The 16,435-nt window shown below is 63.6% G+C and carries 16 protein-coding genes and 2 pseudogenes; 15 read left to right on the forward strand and 3 right to left on the reverse strand.

Translation table 11 applies throughout. The features are described 5' to 3' along the window. Nucleotides 1-5: 5 nt before the first annotated feature. The 13 genes from PX653_RS26240 (at nucleotide 6) to flhA (ending at nucleotide 10,680) form a co-directional block, all read left to right on the forward strand. Nucleotides 6-1,214 (forward strand): flagellar hook protein FlgE, encoded by a 1,209-nt coding sequence (locus PX653_RS26240; RefSeq protein ID WP_277415571.1) that lies wholly within the window; start codon nucleotides 6-8, stop codon nucleotides 1,212-1,214. Beyond that, complete coding sequence (locus PX653_RS26245; protein ID WP_277415572.1) at nucleotides 1,214-2,014, forward strand: FliM/FliN family flagellar motor C-terminal domain-containing protein; 801 nt, start codon at nucleotides 1,214-1,216, stop codon at nucleotides 2,012-2,014. The genes PX653_RS26240 and PX653_RS26245 overlap by 1 nt, the downstream gene beginning before the upstream one ends. Next, nucleotides 2,004-2,339 carry a FliM/FliN family flagellar motor switch protein gene (locus PX653_RS26250; protein WP_277415573.1) on the forward strand — a complete coding sequence of 112 codons (336 nt, stop codon included), beginning with the start codon at nucleotides 2,004-2,006 and terminating at the stop codon, nucleotides 2,337-2,339. Before PX653_RS26245 ends, PX653_RS26250 begins: the two co-directional genes overlap by 11 nt. Beyond that, a complete protein-coding gene (locus PX653_RS26255) occupies nucleotides 2,336-2,719 on the forward strand; it encodes a flagellar biosynthetic protein FliO (RefSeq protein ID WP_277415574.1) in 384 nt (127 codons plus the stop codon). The genes PX653_RS26250 and PX653_RS26255 overlap by 4 nt, the downstream gene beginning before the upstream one ends. Further along, on the forward strand, nucleotides 2,716-3,492 hold the full coding sequence (gene fliP / locus PX653_RS26260) for a flagellar type III secretion system pore protein FliP (protein WP_277415575.1): 777 nt from the start codon (nucleotides 2,716-2,718) through the stop codon (nucleotides 3,490-3,492). Before PX653_RS26255 ends, fliP begins: the two co-directional genes overlap by 4 nt. A gap of 15 nt (nucleotides 3,493-3,507) precedes the next feature. Next, the gene (locus tag PX653_RS26265; RefSeq protein ID WP_277415576.1) at nucleotides 3,508-4,269 is read left to right on the forward strand and encodes a sigma-70 family RNA polymerase sigma factor; all 762 of its coding nucleotides are present in this window, start codon (nucleotides 3,508-3,510) and stop codon (nucleotides 4,267-4,269) included. A gap of 63 nt (nucleotides 4,270-4,332) precedes the next feature. Further along, on the forward strand, nucleotides 4,333-4,917 hold the full coding sequence (locus tag PX653_RS26270) for a tetratricopeptide repeat protein (RefSeq protein ID WP_277415577.1): 585 nt from the start codon (nucleotides 4,333-4,335) through the stop codon (nucleotides 4,915-4,917). Nucleotides 4,918-4,922: 5 nt separating this feature from the next. Further along, nucleotides 4,923-5,315 (forward strand): hypothetical protein, encoded by a 393-nt coding sequence (locus PX653_RS26275; protein ID WP_277415578.1) that lies wholly within the window; start codon nucleotides 4,923-4,925, stop codon nucleotides 5,313-5,315. Nucleotides 5,316-5,318: 3 nt separating this feature from the next. After that, the gene (locus PX653_RS26280; RefSeq protein WP_277415579.1) at nucleotides 5,319-6,467 is read left to right on the forward strand and encodes a tetratricopeptide repeat protein; all 1,149 of its coding nucleotides are present in this window, start codon (nucleotides 5,319-5,321) and stop codon (nucleotides 6,465-6,467) included. 29 nt (nucleotides 6,468-6,496) lie between these two features. Beyond that, nucleotides 6,497-6,763: a flagellar biosynthesis protein FliQ gene (fliQ, locus tag PX653_RS26285; RefSeq protein WP_277415580.1), complete on the forward strand. Its 267-nt coding sequence runs from the start codon at nucleotides 6,497-6,499 to the stop codon at nucleotides 6,761-6,763. Nucleotides 6,764-6,770: 7 nt separating this feature from the next. Continuing rightward, nucleotides 6,771-7,535, forward strand: coding sequence for a flagellar biosynthetic protein FliR (locus PX653_RS26290; protein WP_277415581.1), 765 nt, complete (start codon nucleotides 6,771-6,773; stop codon nucleotides 7,533-7,535). After that, nucleotides 7,535-8,614 carry a flagellar biosynthesis protein FlhB gene (gene flhB, locus PX653_RS26295; RefSeq protein WP_277415582.1) on the forward strand — a complete coding sequence of 360 codons (1,080 nt, stop codon included), beginning with the start codon at nucleotides 7,535-7,537 and terminating at the stop codon, nucleotides 8,612-8,614. Before PX653_RS26290 ends, flhB begins: the two co-directional genes overlap by 1 nt. A gap of 2 nt (nucleotides 8,615-8,616) precedes the next feature. Beyond that, complete coding sequence (gene flhA / locus PX653_RS26300; protein ID WP_277415583.1) at nucleotides 8,617-10,680, forward strand: flagellar biosynthesis protein FlhA; 2,064 nt, start codon at nucleotides 8,617-8,619, stop codon at nucleotides 10,678-10,680. A gap of 154 nt (nucleotides 10,681-10,834) precedes the next feature. On the opposite strand, the gene PX653_RS26305 is transcribed toward flhA, so the two are convergent. From PX653_RS26305 to PX653_RS26315, 3 genes and pseudogenes are all read right to left on the reverse strand, one after another. Continuing rightward, on the reverse strand, nucleotides 10,835-10,957 hold the full coding sequence (locus tag PX653_RS26305) for a hypothetical protein (RefSeq protein WP_277418680.1): 123 nt from the start codon (nucleotides 10,955-10,957) through the stop codon (nucleotides 10,835-10,837). Then, a pseudogene (locus PX653_RS26310) lies at nucleotides 10,945-11,615 on the reverse strand (IS256 family transposase); the annotation flags it as partial. The pseudogene PX653_RS26310 and the gene PX653_RS26305, both read right to left, overlap by 13 nt. 448 nt (nucleotides 11,616-12,063) lie before the next feature. Then, nucleotides 12,064-13,155 (reverse strand): hypothetical protein, encoded by a 1,092-nt coding sequence (locus PX653_RS26315; protein WP_277415584.1) that lies wholly within the window; start codon nucleotides 13,153-13,155, stop codon nucleotides 12,064-12,066. A 34-nt stretch (nucleotides 13,156-13,189) separates the two neighbouring features. Between PX653_RS26315 and PX653_RS26320 the strand changes: the two genes are divergently transcribed. Both PX653_RS26320 and PX653_RS26325 read left to right on the forward strand, forming a co-directional pair. Further along, a protein-coding gene (locus PX653_RS26320; RefSeq protein WP_371876388.1) for an IS3 family transposase occupies nucleotides 13,190-14,322 on the forward strand; the annotation gives its coding sequence in 2 pieces (ribosomal slippage) (nucleotides 13,190-13,448 and nucleotides 13,448-14,322; 1,134 coding nt in all). 57 nt (nucleotides 14,323-14,379) lie between these two features. Continuing rightward, a pseudogene (locus tag PX653_RS26325) lies at nucleotides 14,380-15,551 on the forward strand (IS3 family transposase); the annotation flags it as partial. Between the last annotated feature and the right edge of the window lie 884 nt (nucleotides 15,552-16,435).

The following is a 16,435-nucleotide window of genomic DNA, read 5'->3' on the forward strand; positions in this document are numbered from 1 at the left end:
CAATCATGTTCGATACCATCCAGATCGGCACGTCGGGCCTGACGACGCATTCGAAGGGGCTGAAAGTCGTCGGCAACAACCTCGCCAACGTCAACACGCCCGGCTTCAAGAGCTCGCAGCTGCAGTTCGGCGCCCTGTTCGAGCAGGGCGGCGGCGGCCAGTACGCGCCGCGCGAGCAGGCCAACCACGGCGGCGGGGTCCAGTCGCTGGGCACGAAGCTGAGCTTCCGCACCGGCGTCGACCAGGGTACCGGCAACCCGCTCGACCTGGCGATCAACGGCAATGGCCTGTACACCGTCAAGCGCGACGACAAGCTGCTGTACACGCGCACCGGCGACTTCCGCTTCGACAAGGACAACATCCTGGTCAATGGCGTGGGCGACAAGGTGCAGGGGCTCGGCAAGGACGGCAAGCTGGCCGACGTGACGCTGGCGGACTTGTCGCGCAGCGTGCCGCATGCCACCGAAACCATCAAGCTGAGCGGCAACCTGACCTCGACCATCGCCGTGCCACCGGTCGATGCCGCGCTGAAGGGGCTGACGATCTACGACAAGGCGGGCCTGCCGCACACGGTGGACCTGGCTTTCAAGGACATGGCGGATGGCACCTTCACCGTCACCGTGACCGAGCCGGCCGCCACCGCGGGTACCGGCGGCAGCACGACCGCGACGGTCCTCGGCACCGGCACCGTGAAGTTCGCCGGCGGCTTCCCTGTCGCCGGCAGCGATTCGTTCAAGTTCACGTACAAGGCCAAGAACGTGACGGCATTCGACGTCAAGCTGGATTTCTCGCAGAACGTGACGTCGCTGCAGACCGCCACGACGCTGGCATTGGGGTCGCAGGACGGTTATGCGGCCGGCGTGCTGGTCGACCAGGCCATCAGTAGCGACGGTACCGTCACCGTGCGCTATTCGAACAACCAGACCGCCAAGGGTGCGCGTCTGGCGCTGGCCGAGTTCCGCACCGAGGATGACCTGAAGGAGCTGGCCGGTGGCGTGTTCGAGAAGGCCGGCAACGCCGAAGTGCGTTACGGCTACGCCGGCGCCGAGTCGTTCGGCACGCTCGCACCCGGCCACCGCGAGGGCTCCAACGTCGACCTGGCCGAGGAGTTCGGCAACCTGATCCTGATGCAGCGCGGCTACCAGGCCTCGTCGCACGTGATCAGCACGGCCAACGACATGATCCAGCAGCTGTTCGACATGAAAGGCCGCTGATGAGCGTTCGTCCTTACGCCCTGCTGGGTGCGGCGGTACTGGCCGCGGTGCGGGCGCAATGCGAATCGGCCGTGGCGACCTGGTGCCGCGACTGGGGTGTCGATGCGTCGGCCTTCGTGGTGACGTGCCATCGCGCCTGGGAACAGTCGGCCGCGCCAGCCTGGCGCGGCAGCCTGCAAAGCGGCGCCGAGAGCATGTGGCTGGGCTGGGACAACGAGCTGCGCGGATCCTTGCAACGCCTGCTGTTCCCGCCCGACCGCCAGGTCGGTCCCCATACCGGCGCAGCGACGCTGGCTGCCGCTGCGGCCAGCGCCGCGCTGGATGCCCTGGCCGCCGTGCTGGGGCGCGCACTGCTGGACAACGAGGTGCCGTTCGCGGGCGACGCGGCGGACGTGCCGGCAGCGATGCGCCAGCACGGCTCCGGTGCCGTGCTGGCGGAAATCCGGCTGGACCGGCACGCCTGCTGGTGCCTGCTGGGGCACGACAGCGTATTGCGCCTTGGCGGCGCGCGGCCCGCCGCGGCCGCACCGCTGGCGGCGCTGGACTATCCCGCGCTGCTGGGCGACCAGCCGGTGCGCCTGGCGGTAGCTGCCGGGCAGGCCAGCGTCGGCCTGGGCAGCCTGCTGAGCCTTGCGCCCGGCGACGTGATCCGGCTCGACACCCTGGCCGACCAGCCGCTGGCCGTCGCGGGCCCCGACGGCGCCGTGCTGCTGCGCGGCTACCTGGGCACCAGCGAACGACAACTTGCGCTCGACATCGTGGCGGGCGACCAATCTTCTGGAGTAAAGCATGACCTCTAACAGCCGGGATGCCAACGCGCAGACCCATATCATCGAACTGTCCGAATTCCAGCACCAGCCCTCGGGCGGCGCATCGATCCTGGGCGGCAACCTGCACCTGCTGGACAGCGTTCCGGTCCGCCTGACCGTCGCCGTCGGCAATGTCGAGACGACGGTGGCCGAACTGCTGGCGCTGAAGGAAGCGTCGGTACTGAAGATCGACCGGGGCGCCGATACCCCCGTGGACCTGCTCCTGAACGGCAACGTGGTGGCGCGCGGCCAACTGGTTGCCGTCGACGACAACTTCGGCATCCGTATTACCGAAGTGGCGGCAGGCAAGGCATGAACCCGCAGCAGTCCCCCGCCGCCGCGCCCACGCAGGCGACGCAGGCCGCGATTCCGTTCAAGCGCGACGACGGCGTGGCCGGCAGCACGCTGGCCAGCGGCGGCCTCGGCGTGCTGGTGCTGTCGCTGCTGGCGATCGCGGTCGTGCTGTTCCTGCGCCGGCGCCTGAACCTGCACACGGGGCAGGCCACGGGGACGCGCTCGCTGCGCGTGCTGGAATCGGCGCGGCTGGGACCGCGCGCGTTGCTGTCGGTCGTCGAATTCGACGGCACCCGCTACCTGCTGGCGCAGGGCGAGCATGGCGTCACGTGCGTGGCCAGCACGCCGGCCGCGCCGGCGACGCCGGTCAAGACGGCACCATCGGGTCCGGAGGCCGCGTGACGTATCCGCTGCCACACAAGAACCGCGCCGGCTGGCTGGCCTTTGGCCTGACGCTGTTGCTCCTGCTGTGCGCCGGTGCGGCCAGCGCCGCCGAACCCCTGTTTGCGATGCCGGGCCTGCGGGTGCAGGCCGGCGGCGGCACGGCGGAGGTCTCGACGGCGCTGAAGGTGCTGCTCGGCCTGACGGTCCTGAGCCTGGCGCCGGCCATCCTGATGTCGATGACGGCGTTCATCCGCATCGTCATCGTGCTGTCGATGCTGCGCCATGCGCTGGGCATGCAGGAAACGCCGCCGAACACGGTCGTCATCAGCCTGGCGCTGTTCCTGACGTTGTTTACGATGTCGCCGGTGCTGCAGAAGATCAACGGCGAGGCACTGCAGCCTTACCTGGCGGGCAAGCTGGCGCCCGAAAAGGCGGCCACGGTGGGTGTGGCGCCGCTGCGCGAATTCATGGTGCGCCAGACCCGCGAACAGGACCTGGCGCTGATGGTGGAGCTGGCCAAGGCGGAGCGGCCCGCCAGCATGGACGACATCAGCCTGGTGCAGCTGATCCCGGCCTTCATGTTGTCCGAGCTGCGCGCCGCATTCCAGATCGGCTTCGTGATCTTCCTGCCGTTCCTGCTGGTCGACCTGATCGTCTCGAGCGCCCTGATGGCGCTGGGGATGATGATGGTGCCGCCGGCATCGATCTCGCTGCCGCTGAAGATCCTGATGTTTGTGCTGATGGACGGCTGGAACCTGGTCGTGCGGGCCCTGCTGGGAACGTTCTCCTGACCCGGCCGGACAACCATGAGTGCATTGGCCATGCTGCCCGACAGCGCGAACGCGAAGGCGGACGAGGCGACCGCCTTGTGGGCGGCGTTCGGCCATGGCCGCGACGAAAGCGTACGCCAGCAGCTGGTCAAGCACTACCTGGAGTTCGCGCGCATGCTCGCCGCGCGGCTGTACGCGCGGCGCACGTTTCGCGAACTGGAATTCGACGACTACCTGCAGTATGCCCGCCTGGGCCTGATGGAATCGGTCGACCGCTATGACGCGCGGCAGGGCGCGCGCTTCGAGACCTTTGCCGCGCTGCGCATCAATGGCGCGATCCTGACGGGCATCGCCTCGTATTCCGAGGTGCAGGAACAGGTGGCGGCAAGGCGCAAGGTGTTGTCCGACCGCCTGGATGGCAGCCTGCAGGCGGCGCCGCTGCGCGACGATCCGGCGGCGCTGTTCGCCCACCTGGCCGACCTGGCCGTCGGCCTGGCGCTCGGTTTTGCGCTGGAGGGCACGGGCATGGTGCGCGACGCCGATGCGGCTTACGTCGAGCAGGCGTACGACGGCGTCGAAGTGCGCCAACTGCGCGCGCGGCTGAAGGAGATGCTGGCCGGCCTGGGTGAACGGCAGCGCAAGGTGTTGAGCTGGCACTACCTGGAGCAGCGCGGCTTCGACGAGATCGCCACCCACCTGGGGATCGGCAAGAGCCGCGTGTCGCAACTGCACACGGAAGGGCTGGCGACACTGCGCCGGCAATGGCGCCTCAGGGATGTGGTGGACTGGAGTTTTTAGCTGTATCGTAACCGTAACTGTAACAATAACCTGGCCGCGTACGCGGCCGCTTTGGAACCGACTATGAAGACCGACACACTTGCGATGCTTGACCAGGCCGAATTGTTCCAGCTGGCGCTTTCCGTCAGCGGCGCCGGCGACAGCGGAACCGCGATCGCCTACCTGAAGGAAGCCGTCAGCCGCGCCGACGCCACCGCGGCGGCGCACTACCTGCTGGGTGCCGAGTACGCGCAGATCCGCCTGTACGATCGCGCAATGGACGAGATGGAAGCGGCCATCGCCCTCGATCCGGCGTTGTGGACCGCGCGCCTGCAACTGGCGCTGCTGTACCTGGGCGCCAACAAGGAAGACCGTGCCGGCGACGCATTGCGTCCGCTGGCGGAGATGGGCGACGACCCGGCGCTGCAGCAGTTCGCCAAGGGCCTGCTGGCGCTGATCGCCGAGGACATGGCGGGCGCGGTCAGCGCGCTGGCCGACGGCATCGAGCGCAACCAGGCCAATCCGGCACTGAACGGCGACATGCAGCGCATCATCGACGAGATCGGCCGCCGCCAGGAGGCGGCGCCGCCGGCCGCCGAGGACACTGATGGCAGCGACGGCAGCGAACATATCCTGCTGTCGGCCTACGCCGGCAACCAGCGGCACTGATCGACATGCCTGGCGTCGCGTCGGTCGGCCAGTTGGTCGCCGTGATCCAGTCGCAACTGGCCGCGCGCGGCCGTGCGGCGACAGGCAAGGCCACGCCGCGCAAGACGCGTGCTGGCGCTGGCCGCGAAGCCGGCGGCTTGAAGGCGCTGATCGAACTACGCGTGCGCCAGATCGGCGCGGACGATCCGGCACGAGGCCGCAAGGCGTTCCGGGTCTTCCTCGAATCGGTACTGCTGGCGGAACTGGGGGAGGAGCTCAATGCCGATCCCCGCTTCCACCAGCTGGTCGACGACGTGCAGCGCACGCTGGAAAGCGACGCGCGCTGCGCCCCGTTGGTGCAGGACGCCATTACCCATCTGCTGGCCGGCAAGCCGGCCGATCCCACAACAGGAAACTGAGCAATGCAGCAACAAGACACGCACCTGGCCGCCGCGGTGGCCCAGCTGGAGCGCAGCGAAACCTACCTGGCTGCCGATCCCGGCAACCCGCACCTGCTGGCGGCGGTGATCGACCAGGCCCTGGCCGCGCGCCAGCCGGAGCGGGCAGCCCGCCACGCCGAGGCGGCTGTCGCGCGTTATCCGGAAGACGACTTCCTGCGTGCACGCCTGGGCAATGCGCGCCTGGCGCAACAGCGCTGGAGCGACGCGGCCGACTTGTTCGATGCGCTGCTGGCGCGCCACGCCGACCCGGCCTTGGCTTATGGCGCCGCGTATGCCCGCTACCGCCAGGGCCTGTACCAGTCCGCCTACGACGTGCTGGCACCGTTCGCGCAGCGCGATGACCTGTTCGCCGCCGCGGCCACGCTGCTGATGCGCGTGCTGCACTTCCTGGGCGAGCCGGAGCAGGCGCTTGCGCTCGCAGCCGTGCACCGCCCGCGCTGCGGTACCGATGCCGAGTTTCTGGCGGTGGCCAGCCTGGCGGCGCTGGACAGCGGCGACCTGGCGGCGGCGGTCGAGCTGTCGGATGCGGCGCTGGCGGGCGGCCAGCGGCCGGCCGAAGCGTTGGTGACGGCCGGCTCGCTGGCCCTGGGCAACCTGGACGAGGCAAGTGCCGAGCGCCTGCTCAACGAAGTACTGGCCAGCCGTCCCGAAGAGGGCCGGGCCTGGTCGGCGCTCGGGATGGCGACGCTGCTGCGGCGCGACCTGCCGGCGGCGCGGCACCAGCTGGAGACGGCGGTGCGCTTCATGCCCGGCCATATCGGCTCGTGGCACAGCCTGGGCTGGTGCTGCCTGTTCGCCGGCGACCAGGCCGGTGCGCGCGACGCGTTCGCGACGGCGCTCGACCTCGACCGCAACTTCGGCGAAAGCCACGGCGGCATGGCGGTCGTGCAAGCCCTGGCGGGCCAGCGCGACGAGGCGCAGAAAAGCATCGAGAGGGCCCTCGGCCTGGATGCCCAGAGCCTGTCGGCACGTTACGCGCAGATGGTGCTGGGCGGCCAGACGGAAGACCCGCAACGCTTCCGCCAGCTGGCGCTGCGCATCATGCAGTCGCGCCAGGGCGCGTTCGGCCAGAACCTTGCCGAGATGGCGCAGGCCTATGAAAAACGCTGAGATACCAAACGGCGGCAGGGAGCGCGGCGATGGGATCTGACGCCGCCCTGCACATGCTGGCGGACCTGCTGTGGAACGCGCTGATCATCTCGGCGCCGCTGCTGGCGGTCACCCTGGCGGTCGGCCTCCTGATCAGCGTGATCCAGGTGGTCACGCAGGTCCAGGAGCAGTCGCTGACGTTCATCCCGAAGCTGATCGCGGCGGTGGTGGTGCTCGTCGTCTGCGGCCCGTGGATGCTGAAGCGCCTGATCGGCTTTTCCGCCAACCTGATCGCCAATATCCCGGCCTACTTCTGACGTTCGCATGCTGATCGATTTCGACCCGGCGTGGGCGCTGGGCATCTTCTATGTCGTGATACGCCTCGGGGTCGTGTTGCTGCTCTCGCCCATCCTGGCCGGGCTGGGCGGGCTGGTGACGGTGCGGGTGCTGCTGACGTTCGCGCTGGCGGCGCTGCTGGTGCCGGGGCTCGGCCCCAAGCTGCCGGCGGGCGCCCTCGAACTGGGCCCCGTGTTCAGCGGCGCCTGCAACGAGCTGGTGGTGGGCGCCACGCTGGCGTTCGGCGTCTTCGCCGCGTTCGGCGCGTTCTCGCTGGCGGGCAAGATCCTGGACGTGCAGAGCGGTTTCGGCATCGGTACCGTGTACGACCCCGTCACCCGCGCCGGCGCGCCGCTGTTCGCCACGATGCTCAATATGGTGGGCGCCGTGATGTTTTTTGCAATGGACGGGCATCACGCTTTCATGCGTGGCCTGGCGTTTTCGCTGGAGCAGGTCCCTCCGGGCACGGGCTTTGGCGCGATGCCGGTCGATGCCGTCGTGCGCCAGTTCGGCCTCATGTTTTCGCTCGGCGTGTCGTTGATCATACCGGTGCTGCTGATGTTGTTGCTGACGGAGACGGCGCTGGCGTTCGTGTCGCGGGTGCTGCCGCAGATGAACGTGTTCGTGGTCGGCGTGCCCGTCAAGATCGTCGTGGGTACGGCGGTGCTGGCACTGACGGTGCCGACGCTGGGACCGGCGATGGGACGGGTGTACGGCTCGATTTTTGAATTCTGGCAGAAGGTACTGATGTAATGGCGGAGCAGGATTCGGACCGGTCGGAACAGGCCACTCCGCACAAGCTGGAGGAAGCGCGCAAGCAGGGCTCGGTGGCGCGCAGCATGGACATCACGTCGCTGGCCATCCTGGCCGCGCTGGTGCTGGTGATGAAGGCCAACGCCTGGGACGCACTGCGCCTGACGGTCCAGCTGCAGCACCGTATCCTCGGCAAGATCGGGCATGGCGACTGGACGATCGCCAGCGTGGCGGGCTGGATGGGCGACCTGCTGGTGGCGCTGCTGACGATCCTCGCGCCGCTGCTGCTGGCGCTGGTGGTGGTGGCGGTGCTGATCAACCTGGCGCAGACGGGGCCGATCTTCAGTTTTCACCCGGTCAAGCCGGACTTCAACCGGCTCAATCCCGCAACCGGTTTCAAGCGCATCTTCTCGATGCGCACCTTGTTCGAGGCTTTCAAAAGCTGCATCAAGCTGGCGATCCTGACGGCCGTCGTCTACTTCGCGCTGCGCGACCTGGTCCCCGGCCTGGTTGGCCTGCCGGGCACGGATGCGAAGGCCTACCTGCGCATCCTGGTCGGGCTGTGCGCCGCGCTGCTGGTCAAGCTGCTGTTCACGCACCTGGTGATCGCGCTGCTGGACCTGGGCTTCGTGCGCTGGGAATTCGCCAAGCGCATGCGCATGAGCAAACGCGACGTCAAGGACGAGCACAAGAACCGCGAAGGCGATCCGCGCATCCGTTCGCGCATCCGCGAGCTGCGCCAGGAGATGCTCAAGCGCAGCAAGGCGGCCAGCAAGGTGCAGGACGCCGACGTGTTGATCACCAATCCGACGCACCTGGCCGTGGCGCTCAGCTACCGCCACGGCACGTCGGGTGCCCCGCAGGTGGTGGCCAAGGGGGCCGGCGACCTGGCGCGCAAGATGCGTGAAGTCGCGGCGCGCCACCAGATTCCCGTCGTGCAGAACCGGCCGCTGGCCCGCACGCTGTTCCGCGAGGTCGATTTCGACGGCTATGTGCCCGAGAAGCTGTATCCGCAGATCGCCAAGATCATGGTCTGGGTGTACGCCATGCGCGACGCCCAGCGCAATCAGAAGAGGTAACAATGAACGCTTTACGCCGCGTCTTCGCACGCAATACGGACCTGGTGCTGGTACTGCTGGTGGTCGGCATCCTGACGGTGCTGTTCGTGCCGATTCCGTCCGGCCTGCTGGACTTCCTAATCCTGGCCAACGTCAGCCTGGCGATGTTGATCCTGCTGCTGACGTTCTACATCGCGCGGCCGGTGGAGTTTTCCACGTTCCCGTCGCTGCTGCTGATCGCCACGCTGTTCCGGCTGTCGCTGAACGTGGCGACGACGCGCCTGATCCTGTCGGACGCCGACGCGGGGCGCGTGATCGCGGCGATCGGCTCCTACGTCGTCGGCGGCAATTACGTGATCGGCCTGATCGTGTTCCTGATCCTCGTCGTGGTGCAGTACGTCGTCGTGACGAACGGTGCACAGCGCGTCTCGGAAGTGGCGGCGCGCTTCACGCTGGACAGCATGCCGGGCCAGCAGATGAGCATCGACGCGGACCTGAACATGGGCTTCATCGACCAGGAAGAGGCGAAGCGCCGCCGCAAGCTGCTGGAAAAGGAAAGCGGTTTCTATGGCGCGATGGACGGTGCCAGCAAATTCGTCAAGGGTGACGCAATCGCCGGCATCCTGATCCTCCTGATCAACATCATCGGTGGCCTGATCATCGGTGTCATGCAGATGGGGATGCCGTGGAACGAAGCGCTGCACACGTTCACCTTGCTGACGGTGGGCGACGGCATCGTCACCCAGGTGCCGGCGCTGGTGATCGCGGTGGGCACCGGTATCATCGTCACCCGTTCCGCCTCCGACGGAGAACTGAGCAACGAAGTGCTGAAGCAGCTGACGGCATTCCCGAAGACGCTGTTCATCGTCACGGGCGCCCTGTCCGTGCTGCTGTTCCTGCCGGGGATCCCCGCACTGCCGGTGCTGACGCTGATCTGCGTGCTGCTGGGCGCCGGCATCCTCATCCTGCGCAAGGCGAAGCAGGGCGGTACGGGCGACAAGGAAGAAGAAGCGGCCGACAGCGAAGCGGCCAAAGGCGAGGAAGACGCCTACGAGATGCTGAAGGTCGAGCCGATCGAAGTCCACGTGGGCACGAGCCTGGCGCCGCTGGTGAAGGGCGAGCAGACCGTCTTCACGGACCGCATCGCCGCGATCCGCAAGCAGTACGCGCTGGAGTCGGGCATGGTGCTGCCGCGCGTGCGCTTCCGCGACGCGCCGCAGCTGGCGGCCAGCGGCTACGAGCTGCAGATCTTCGGCGTGCCCGCCGGCCGCGGCGAGATCCTGACGGACCGCACGCTGGCGATCCGCGCCAGCAAGGACGCGCGCCTCCTGAAGGGCATCGAGACGCGCGAACCGACCTACGGCCTGCCGGCCGTGTGGGTCGAGGACAGCGAACGCGAAGTGGCGCGCGCCGCGCGCTACACGCTGGTCGACCCGGCCACCGTCTTCATCACGCACATCAGCGAAGTACTGAAGCAGCAGGCCGCCAGCCTGCTGACGCGCACCGAAACCGACCGCCTGCTGCAGCGCGTACGCCAGCAGCAGCCCGGCCTGGTGGAGGAGCTGATCCCGACGATCCTGTCGATCAGCGACGTGCAGAAGGTGCTGCAAAACCTGCTGCGCGAAAAAGTCTCGATCCGCAACCTGGAGGTGATCCTGGAAACGCTGGTGGACATGGGCCGCACCAGCAAGGACCTGGGCTACCTGACGGAACTGGTACGCCAGAAGCTGGGCGCCGCCATCTGCCAATCGCTGCTGGGGGAGGGCAGCGCACTGAATGTGCTGACCTTGGACCCGGCCATCGAGCAGACGCTGATGCAAGGCCTGCGTGACGCCGAGGCGGGCGGCAACCTGGTCGTCGAACCGAAGTACGCCGAACAGCTGCTGTCACGCCTGGCGGCGCAGTCGGAGCGGATGATGAAGGGGAATATGCTGCCTGTTCTGCTGTGCTCGCCCGACTTGCGGCGTCACTTGCGCAGCCTTTCGGAGCGGGTTGTGCCGCATATGCGGATTCTTTCTATGGCCGAGATTCCTAATTCGGTTAGTTTGAAGGCTTTTGGGACGGTTGGGGTGTCGCACTCCGCCTGAATAGTTGTTTCAATTGCTCCCAACCACGTTAGATAGCTCTTGCAAAAAGCTGCTAGGTCGGAGCCTAGAGTACACTGCGAAAAACAGCGGATTTTGCCCATAGATGGCAAAGGATGAGCACGCCACTACGCCGAAGCCAACACGTTCGGACTTGTCAGAACTCTGAGGGCGGGGCCAGAATTTCGTAGTCGCGTATCGCGTTCGTCAAGCGTTCGCCAAACATGATGGCGAACTGATTGGCGGCGAGCTTCAAAGTGCGCGCCGTACGGTCGGGCATTTGGTGCCCCATGGACCGACAGCAAAGCGTCAAGCACCGCTTCGGCCGCCTCGGCATTGAATACCTGTTAAACGGGCTTAAGCTCCGCTGCAAGCCAATTGCGGCCCTTGCAGCTGGACAGCGTTGTCGAGTTGCGGATCAGATGCACAATGCACCTCTGGATCCGCGTTTGCAAGCAGACGGCCTCGATGGCCTCGGGGAAATCGCGTAAGCCATCGACGACGGCGATGAGGATGTCGTCCAGTCCACGATTTTTCAATTCGTTGAAATCTTCAGCCAGAACTTGGCGCCCTCCGTCTGCTCGATTCATAGACCTAGCACTTCCTTGCCGCCATCGGCACGAATGCCCAGCGAAGGTACATCGCTTTGCCATTTACCGTGTCCTCGTCACGAATCTTCCCGCGCAAGGCATCGAAATATGCGATTAAGTCCATCGCTTCCAGTGGCAGTTGTGGCCACTGCACGACCTCGTCAAGCAGCTCGTCGGTGATGATGGAGATCAGGGCGGGCCACACGTCGGTACCATACAACTCGAGCAGTGCGGCCGGATCTCGCGCAGGCTCGTATCGCACGCCTACATTCTGATAACTTGGTCGTCAAGACCTGGCGTGCGCCGCTGATGCTTGGCAACCAGCTTGGGCTCGAAACTGGTTTGGCGACCTCCGCCGTCACTTTTTTACATGTCGACGTCCATGCTCTACCGCGGGGAGCCATGCCAAATTTTTTCGAACTCTTCTCTGCTGATCTTGTCCGCGCTGAACCCCCTAATGCATCCGAGCATTATTCGCGAGCTCTTCCGAATATATACGCCTATCATCAAACCCGAGATTAAAAAATAGTCAATCCTAATGATTGTTTCATCAGGATCCAGCCTTTTCACCTCTTCGTAGATTTGTGTGATTCTCTCCGTAACATATGCAACATGGTCACTGGGTTGCCCTGTGGTATGCACTCGAAAGAATCCCTCTGTCATTCGTAAATAGGCGGAGGCAGATATTTCAGTCATCGAATATTTTTCAATAACTGAGTTGCTAATATTAATGATTTCCTCCGGTGGTGATGCAGGGATTTCATAATCAAAAGGCGTAAATAGTTCAATCACGGTCTTATCTCTTAGTAGATGTCATCATGCCCATATACGGGTCGTAAGTTGTTGTGAATCCTAGCTTGTCCATGGCTTTGGACCAAGGGGTTGCACTAATATCCCCCGTTCGGGACATTACAGCGGCGTTGTCAAAGCCAGCGGCTCCCTCGAACATGTTTGCCTGATGGCGGGCTTGTACGTCAGAGAAAAGCCGGGTGCTCAAGCCTTGCCCGCGGAAACCCGCACTGATTTCATACATATTCACAGAGACAATTCGCGAGTGACCGCTCTCTTCATATGCATATTTCATCGACCCTACCGTTGTCGTCGCACCATTTACTTTACCTGTCATTACTGCATTCGACAACCTTCCAGCACCTGAAGAAGTATATTCGATTGCGATATCGGAAATGCTAGGCGTTGCCCTCGTATCTGCAATTGCCACACTGCGTACGCCGAATTGTTGAGCGAGCGAACGAGGGCCGATATAGATCGGCTGGGCTCCCGAGCCTATAGCCACGGAGCCAAATACGCCGGATGCCGCAACACCGATATTGTTGACAACATCGTTGGGCGCACCAAGCAACTGCGCCCCAGCCGCGTAGCCTGTCAGCGGTCCTCCCGCAGCCAGTGCCACATTAGTCGCAACTCGCGCATTGTTTGCAGCACGTCGCGCTTCGGCAGCAGAATCAATCGGAACAAGCGTTTGTCCGGTAGGATTTCGGCTGTATTCCCTACTCAAGTTTCGTACGGTGTAGAGAGAGAGATCCGCTCCCCATCGCTGCGAAATCTCGTTGGTAGAGCCACTTGGCCGCACAAACGTGTCGTTAATAAAGCCGAGAACACCCTTCCCAGCGTCCAGAAGCGCTTGGCCAGCCGTGGACAGCGCATTTCCAGCCGGCGTCAATACCTCCCTGTCAAATTGCCATGGCCGCTCTCCTACCACGTCGACTTGAGGGATGCCATCGACGATTCGCGAAGCGCCGATCAGCGATGCCTCGTCATAATCCGCCATTGCTCCAGTGCCAGGGGCAGAGGACGTCCAGGCAAAACGTGGCGCTGTTTTCAGGTATTCGCCCAGCTCATCCTGAGGTACTCTGATTTTTTCGGACACTCTTGTTTGGTAAAGTTCGCCAACAGGAGCCTTTATGAAGACATTGAAGAAGACGTACACCCCCGAACTCAAGGAAGAAGCTGTCAAGCTGGTACTGGCGCAGGGCCTGTCCATTGAGCAGGCGGCGGCACGTGTCAGCATTCCAAAAGGGACGCTGGCCAATTGGGTAGCAGCAGCCAAACGCGGGCCGGCTGCAACAACAGCACCTGGAAGCCGCTCCGTGGCCGAGCTGGAGGCGGAGAACGCACAGCTGCGCAAGCAGCTGGCGCAAGCAGAAATGGAGCGGGATATCGTAAAAAAAGCGGCGGCGTACTTTGCGCGCGAGTCGCTGCCAAGTACGCGTGGATAAAGACGATGCGACTCAATTTCCCTGACTATCCTGTGAAGCTGATGTGCCAAGTATTGGACGTCTCGCGCAGCGGCTACTACGACTGGCTGCGGGCGAAGCCGTCGACACGCAAGCAGGACGACGAGCGGCTGAAAGTATTGATTTCGGCAGTGCATCGGCAGACCCGCGAGACTTACGGAGTGCCACGGATAAAGCGAGAGCTCGCTGCGCAGGGACACGAGGTCGGCCGCGATCGGGTTCGACGATTGCGCCAGGAGCTCAATCTGCGCTGCAAACAGCGGCGCAAGTTCATCGCAACGACGAATTCGAATCACAACTTGCCCGTTGCTGAAAACCTGCTGGAACAGCGGTTCGCACCGCGCCGGCCTGACGAAGTATGGGTGACGGATATCACCTATATTCCGACTGCCGAAGGCTGGCTGTACCTGGCCGGCGTGAAGGACGTCTTTACCTGCGAGATCGTCGGCTACGCGATGGGCGAACGCATGACGCAAGATCTGACGACGCAGGCGCTGTGGCGCGCTGTGAGCTACAAACGGCCGGCACCAGGGCTGATCCATCATTCAGATCGTGGAAGCCAATACTGCGCCCATGCCTACCAGGAGCTGGTGGCGCAGTTCGGCATGCGCGCCTCGATGTCGCGCCGCGGGAACTGCTATGACAACGCGCCAATGGAGAGCTTCTGGGGCACGCTGAAGAACGAGCTTGTCCATCATCGCCGCTATGCCACCCGTGCTGAGGCAAAGGCCTCGATTCAGGAATACATCGAAATTTTCTACAACCGACAGCGGCGCCATTCCCGCATCGGCTTTGTATAGTGGATCCACGATTTGAGACGGTGGTTTAAGCTGTTGTCCGCGAAAGGATGACAGACTATGAGTGAAGGTAAAAAACGCAGGGTGCACAGCGCCGACTTCAAGAGCAAGGTGGGCTTAGAGGCAGTGCGCGGAGTGAAGACGGTGACGGAAATCGCACAGGAATTCGGCGTGCATCCCGTGCTGGTCGGGCAGTGGAAAAAGGAGATTCTGGAGAACGCTGGGGCGCTGTTCGATACCAAGCGTGGCCCGAAGCCGGTCGATGAAACGAGCCCGGAGGATAAGCTGTACAGCGAGATCGGCCGGCTCAAGATGGAAGTGGATTGGCTTAAAAAAAAGCTGGGGGAATGAGCCGCGAAGAGCGCCTGGGCTGGATCGAACCGGAGCACGCCGAGATGCCGATAACGCGCCAGTGCGAACTTGCCGATGTACCACGCGCGACGGTATACCGGCGGCTGGAAGCGGCATCGCGACAGCGGTGCGAGGACGAAAAAGATCTGAAGCTGCGCGCGCTGATCGACGAGGAATATACCAGCAGACCGTTCTACGGCAGCCGGCGCATGGTAGTGTTTCTGCGTGAGCGCGGCCATGTGGTGAACCGCAAGCGTGTGCAGCGGCTGATGCGGGAAATGGGCTTGGCAGGCATGGCGCCGGGGCCGGCGACGAGCAAGCCGCATCCGCAGCACAAGGTGTATCCCTACCTGCTGCGCGGTGTGGCGGTAACGCGCCCTAACCAGGTGTGGTCTACAGACGTGACCTATATCCGGCTCGCGCGTGGCTTTGCCTATCTGGTGGCGATTATCGACTGGTACTCGCGGCGCGTGCTGGCCTGGCGAATCAGCAACAGCATGGATGCGTCGTTCTGCGTGGACTGCCTGGAGGAAGCGCTGCGTGTGCACGGCAAGCCCGACGTGTTCAACAGCGACCAGGGATCGCAGTTTACGAGCACGGCATTCAGCGGCGTGCTCAAACGTGAAGGCGTAGCCATCAGCATGGACGGACGCGGTCGAGCGTTGGACAACATCTTTGTCGAGCGGCTGTGGCGCAGCGTGAAATACGAAGACATATACCTCAAGGGGTACGGAAACATGGCCGAGCTGACGCTCGGCCTGGCTCAGTACTTCGTGTTTTACAACGGCACACGTCCGCACCAGTCTCTGGGATACCGTACGCCTGCCGATGTCTACCGCAGCGGCAGCGGTGGGGGCGCGCTGATCGTGGATAAGTACGGCCAGACCAGCATAGCCGAGGCTGTGGAGCCGTGCCGGGAGCAGCCACTGGAAGATACCCCTCTCCAGCGGCCCGGTGAGAGAATTACGGGGCAGCGCCGAGCAGCTGCAAAAATGAAGACAGACCAGCTTAAATTATCGGCCTCAGTGTCTTGACGAAGGGGTCCACTTTATTGTTCCGCCAGCGCTGTTCGCCGAATCCTTCAGCGAACAGCAGGCGGCTTAAGACAAGCGTGTCCGTTATTGACAGTACACCTCAGACATCCTCCAGCCAGGCACTCCGGCGTATGCGTATCCGCAAACAAATTGCAAAACAGTGCGCTTGTTATCCTATGACGCAACCCAGCATCTGGACGAGTCCTAGGATGGATCGATGACGTGGTTTGAGTCGGCGCTAAGGGTAGCACAGGCAACGGCGGCGCAACAAATGCACAAGAACTCTACACAGGTACACGACTCCACAACGGTTTTCTCCACGAATAACCTACATGTCGGCGGCGCGCCGGACGCAGAGCGGACGCGCTTGAGTTATCAGTACTGATCGCTTAAGTCCCCTCAATAACGAGTTCCTCCCACAGTGGAGGTAACTCTTGCTCTTCCATATATGTGCCAAAATCGACAAACGGAACCGCACCAATTTCATCCGGAGAAAACCAGGTGGCCTCGCACTCCTGGCAGACAAACAATCGCACTCCCGTTTTTCTTACACTCGCTTTGGCGATTTCGCCTTGTTCGCATCTTGGACATAGCATTTGGAACCTCATTTACTGAAATGGATAAGCTGTAATGAGCTTTTGGGTACCGGGGCGGACGATGATTTTGACGTTAGTCTCGCCCGCAGTCCCTACAGCCCGCCCCATCGGAACAACGTAAGCACCAGGATCATT

It is taken from the genome of Pseudoduganella chitinolytica (assembly GCF_029028125.1).
GTDB lineage: Bacteria > Pseudomonadota > Gammaproteobacteria > Burkholderiales > Burkholderiaceae_D > Rugamonas > Rugamonas chitinolytica.

Bases quoted from the DNA above. Each gene is read 5' to 3' on its own strand.
- PX653_RS26270 (WP_277415577.1), top strand. From the start codon at position 4,333: ATGAAGACCGACACACTTGCGATGCTTGACCAGGCCGAATTGTTCCAG.
- PX653_RS26265 (WP_277415576.1), top strand. From the start codon at position 3,508: ATGAGTGCATTGGCCATGCTGCCCGACAGCGCGAACGCGAAGGCGGAC.
- PX653_RS26255 (WP_277415574.1), top strand. From the start codon at position 2,336: ATGAACCCGCAGCAGTCCCCCGCCGCCGCGCCCACGCAGGCGACGCAG.
- PX653_RS26245 (WP_277415572.1), top strand. From the start codon at position 1,214: ATGAGCGTTCGTCCTTACGCCCTGCTGGGTGCGGCGGTACTGGCCGCG.
- flhB (WP_277415582.1), top strand. From the start codon at position 7,535: ATGGCGGAGCAGGATTCGGACCGGTCGGAACAGGCCACTCCGCACAAG.
- PX653_RS26290 (WP_277415581.1), top strand. From the start codon at position 6,771: ATGCTGATCGATTTCGACCCGGCGTGGGCGCTGGGCATCTTCTATGTC.
- PX653_RS26240 (WP_277415571.1), top strand. From the start codon at position 6: ATGTTCGATACCATCCAGATCGGCACGTCGGGCCTGACGACGCATTCG.
- PX653_RS26280 (WP_277415579.1), top strand. From the start codon at position 5,319: ATGCAGCAACAAGACACGCACCTGGCCGCCGCGGTGGCCCAGCTGGAG.
- PX653_RS26305 (WP_277418680.1), bottom strand. From the start codon at position 10,957: ATGCCCGACCGTACGGCGCGCACTTTGAAGCTCGCCGCCAATCAGTTC.
- fliQ (WP_277415580.1), top strand. From the start codon at position 6,497: ATGGGATCTGACGCCGCCCTGCACATGCTGGCGGACCTGCTGTGGAAC.
- PX653_RS26275 (WP_277415578.1), top strand. From the start codon at position 4,923: ATGCCTGGCGTCGCGTCGGTCGGCCAGTTGGTCGCCGTGATCCAGTCG.
- PX653_RS26250 (WP_277415573.1), top strand. From the start codon at position 2,004: ATGACCTCTAACAGCCGGGATGCCAACGCGCAGACCCATATCATCGAA.
- flhA (WP_277415583.1), top strand. From the start codon at position 8,617: ATGAACGCTTTACGCCGCGTCTTCGCACGCAATACGGACCTGGTGCTG.